Below are 3,430 nucleotides of genomic sequence, written 5' to 3' on the forward strand. Positions count from 1 at the left end.
CGACTACTCCTGCAAGCCCTCCGCAGCCCACCCCCGGCCCGTCGTCCTGGTCCACGGGACCTTCGGGAACTCCGTCGACAACTGGCTCGTCCTCGCCCCCTACCTGGTCAACCGGGGCTACTGCGTCTACTCGCTCGACTACGGGCAGCTTCCCGGTGTGCCGTTCTTCAACGGCCTCGGCCCGATCGACAAGTCGGCCGGACAGCTCGCCGCCTTCGTCGACAAGGTGCTCGCCTCCACCGGGGCCCCGAAGGCCGACCTCGTCGGCCACTCCCAGGGCGGCATGATGCCGAACTACTACCTGAAGTTCCTCGGCGGAGCGCCCAAGGTGAACGCCCTGGTCGGGCTCGCGCCCGACAACCACGGCACCACCCTCCTCGGCCTGACCAAGCTGCTGCCGTACTTCCCCGGCGCCGGGGACCTGCTCAACGCCGGTACGCCGGGACTCGCCGACCAGGTGGCCGGATCGCCCTTCGTCACCAAGCTCAACTCGGTCCCCGACACCGTGCCCGGCGTGCACTACACCGTCATCGCGACCAGGTACGACGAGGTCGTGACCCCGTACCGGACACAGTTCCTCGACGGGCCGGACGTACGCAACGTCCTGCTCCAGGACCTGTGCCCGGTCGACCTGTCCGAGCATGTGGCGATCGGGACCATCGACCGGATCGCCTACCACGAGGTGGCGAACGCGCTGGACCCGGCGCACGCCACCCCGACGACGTGCGCCTCGGTCATCGGGTAGGGAACGCACCGGACGGGAACGGTCCCTGACCGGACCGTCCGTCAGCGTCCGCGCCGGGTCGCTGCGGCGGCCCGGCGGCGGACCGAGACGAGCAGGGCGGCAGCGCCCAGTGCGACGGCGGCGGCGCCACCCATGGCCAGCCGGCCCGTGGCGGCGCCGCCGCCCGTCTCGGCGAGGTTGTCGGCCCCTGCGACGGGGACATCGGCCGACGCGCTGTCCGGCTCCGGGGCATTGGCCGGAGCCGTCGCACCGGCCGCCTCGGTGACGGCCGCGCCCGTACCGGCGTCGTCGTCGCCGTGGCCGCCGTGCTCGACCGAGGACTTCTGCGCACCCTCGGTGATCTCCTGCTCGGAGGGTGCCGAAGCGGACGGCGCGGGCACGGCGGCGACCGAACCGCTGCCGCTCGTACCGCTGCCGCTCGGACCGCCGAAGGCCACGTCGGAGCACGCGTAGAACGCCTCCGGGGAGTCCGACCGCTGCCAGACGGTGTAGACCAGCTGACGCCCCGAGCGCTCGGGAACGGTGCCGTCGAAGACGTACGAACCGTCCACCAGCTCCGGGTCGGTGGCCTCGGCGAACGGTTTCTCCTCCAGGTCCGACCACTTCAGCGGCTTCGTGGGGTCGTAGCCGGCGGTGGTGAGATACAGCGCGAAGGAACCCTTGTGCGGTGCGGTGGCCCGGAAGCGGAAGGTGTGGGAGCCCGCCTTCATGTCGGTGGCCGGCCAGTCGGCGCGCGGCAGATCGAGACCCTTGAACTTGTCGTTGCCCGCACTGCACAGCTTGCCGTCCGGGATCAACTGCCGGTGGTTCCCCGCTGCGTTGGCGATGTTGACCCCGTTCCAGTCGTACAGAGCCTGCGTGCCGCCTGCCGCGACCGCGGCCACGCACGCGGCGGACCGCGGGTGTTCCGGACCCTCGGCGAAGCAGGCCGAGACCCGGCTCACCGGGTCCGTCAGCGATCCGTGCGCCGAGGCCGGAACAGCGGTCAGAACGGTGAGTACGAGCGGCGTCGCACCGAGCGCGGCGACGGCGGCGGCCCTGCGGCGGGCGGGGGTGATGGCAGGCATGGTGACGTACTCCTTCAGCGGTCCACGGCGATGTGCGGGGCGTCCCGGGAACAGCAAGCTAGCCCGCGCCCGGCCCCGGAAAGGCCCTGGAGAGGGGCCGTCGGCCATCGTTATGACGGGCTTAAGGGGCCACTCAAGAACGCTTAAGACCGGTTGCGGAGGGAGACATCGAGGGAGACCGCGAGGAGACGGCGAGGAGGACGGTGAGGGGGACGGCGAGGAAGACGTCCGCCGTTGTCAGTGGCAGCTGGCACGATCGGTCCATGACGACGATCGACTGGGATTCAGCCGCCGGTTCCTTCGACGACGAGCCGGATCACGGCCTGCTCGACCCCGTGGTCCGGCACGCCTGGGCGCAGCGCCTGGAGACCTGGCTGCCCCGGGAGCGTTCCGAGGTGCTCGACCTGGGCTGCGGCACCGGAAGTCTGGCGCTGCTCGTCGCCGGGCAGGGCCACCGGGTCACCGCCGTGGACCGCTCGCCCCGCATGGTCGAGCAGGCGCGCGCCAAGCTGGCCGGTACGGGGACGGAGGTGCTGGTCGGGGACGCTGCCGCGCCGCCGGTCGGCAAGCAGCGGTTCGACGTGATCCTGGCCCGGCACGTGGTGTGGCTGCTCCCCGATCCGGCCGCCGTCCTGCGCCACTGGTTCGGCCTGCTCCGGCCCGGCGGCAGACTGGTCCTGGTCGAGGGCGTGTGGAACGGGGTCGGTCTGTCCGCCCGGCAACTCTCCGCGCTTCTCGCCCCGTTCACCGAGCGCGTCCACCACGAGCCGCTCTCCGGCGACCGGGACCTCTGGGGCAAGGACGTCGACGACGAGCGCTACGCACTGGTGGCGCGTGCCGAACCTCCGCGCCGGCACACCGAGGTCGTCGATGTGCATCTGATCCTCCGACGCGGCCCGGATGTCCTGCTCGCCCGACGGGCCGGTACGGGGTACGCGGACGGGCTGCTGCACGCACCGTCCGGGCACGTGGAGGACGGCGAGGACGTCCGGGAGGCAGTGATCCGGGAGACGGCCGAGGAGATCGGGGTGGCGCTGGAGCCCGGGGAACTGCGCACCGCCCTGGTCATGCAGCACCGGGGGCCGGGCGGCAGCCCCAGGACGGGCTGGTTCTTCGAGGCGGCGTACGACCCTGAGCGTCCGCCGTACAACCGCGAACCGGACAAGTGCTCCGAGCTGGCCTGGTTCCCGCTGGACGCCCTGCCGGACGACATGGTCGCGTACTGCCGCGCCGGCCTGGACGGCTACCGGACGGGGGAGCACTTCCTGATCCACTGGCACGAGGACGGCGACACCGTGGCGTTCGAACCGAGGGGCACCCGGCGGGCCGTACCGCTGCCGGCCGGCGGGGCCCGCACCGGGCGGCTCCACCACATCGAGCTGTGGGTGCCCGACCTGGCGGCCGCCGCGTCCGGCTGGGGCTGGCTCCTCGGTGAGCTGGGCCATGTCCCGTACCAGCAATGGGCGCACGGCCGCAGCTGGCGGCGGGGCGACAGCTATGTGGTGATCGAGCAGTCGCCCGACCTGGTCCCCGGAGGGCATGAGCGACGCCGCCCCGGGCTCAACCACCTGGCGTTCCACGTCGAGCCCGGCCCGGTCCTCGACGTGGAACGCCAGGT

Annotated in this window: 3 protein-coding genes; 2 read left to right on the top strand and 1 reads right to left on the bottom strand. The window is 72.2% G+C overall.

What is annotated here, in order from left to right; genetic code table 11:
- Positions 1–745: esterase/lipase family protein (locus JGS39_RS38450; protein ID WP_219574412.1), on the top strand; the 745-nt coding region annotated here is incomplete at its 5' end.
- 41 nt (positions 746–786) lie between these two features.
- Here the strand turns inward: JGS39_RS38450 and JGS39_RS38455 are convergent.
- On the bottom strand, positions 787–1,812 hold the full coding sequence (locus tag JGS39_RS38455) for a lytic polysaccharide monooxygenase auxiliary activity family 9 protein (RefSeq protein WP_219574413.1): 1,026 nt from the start codon (positions 1,810–1,812) through the stop codon (positions 787–789).
- A gap of 263 nt (positions 1,813–2,075) precedes the next feature.
- On the opposite strand from JGS39_RS38455, the gene JGS39_RS38460 reads away from it, so the two are divergent.
- The coding region (locus JGS39_RS38460; protein ID WP_219574414.1) for a trifunctional class I SAM-dependent methyltransferase/NUDIX hydrolase/VOC family protein at positions 2,076–3,430 on the top strand (1,355 nt) is incomplete at its 3' end.

Origin of the sequence: Streptomyces poriferorum, from assembly GCF_019399235.1 — a bacterium.
GTDB lineage: Bacteria > Actinomycetota > Actinomycetes > Streptomycetales > Streptomycetaceae > Streptomyces > Streptomyces poriferorum.

Bases quoted from the DNA above. Each gene is read 5' to 3' on its own strand.
- JGS39_RS38455 (WP_219574413.1), bottom strand. From the start codon at position 1,812: ATGCCTGCCATCACCCCCGCCCGCCGCAGGGCCGCCGCCGTCGCCGCG.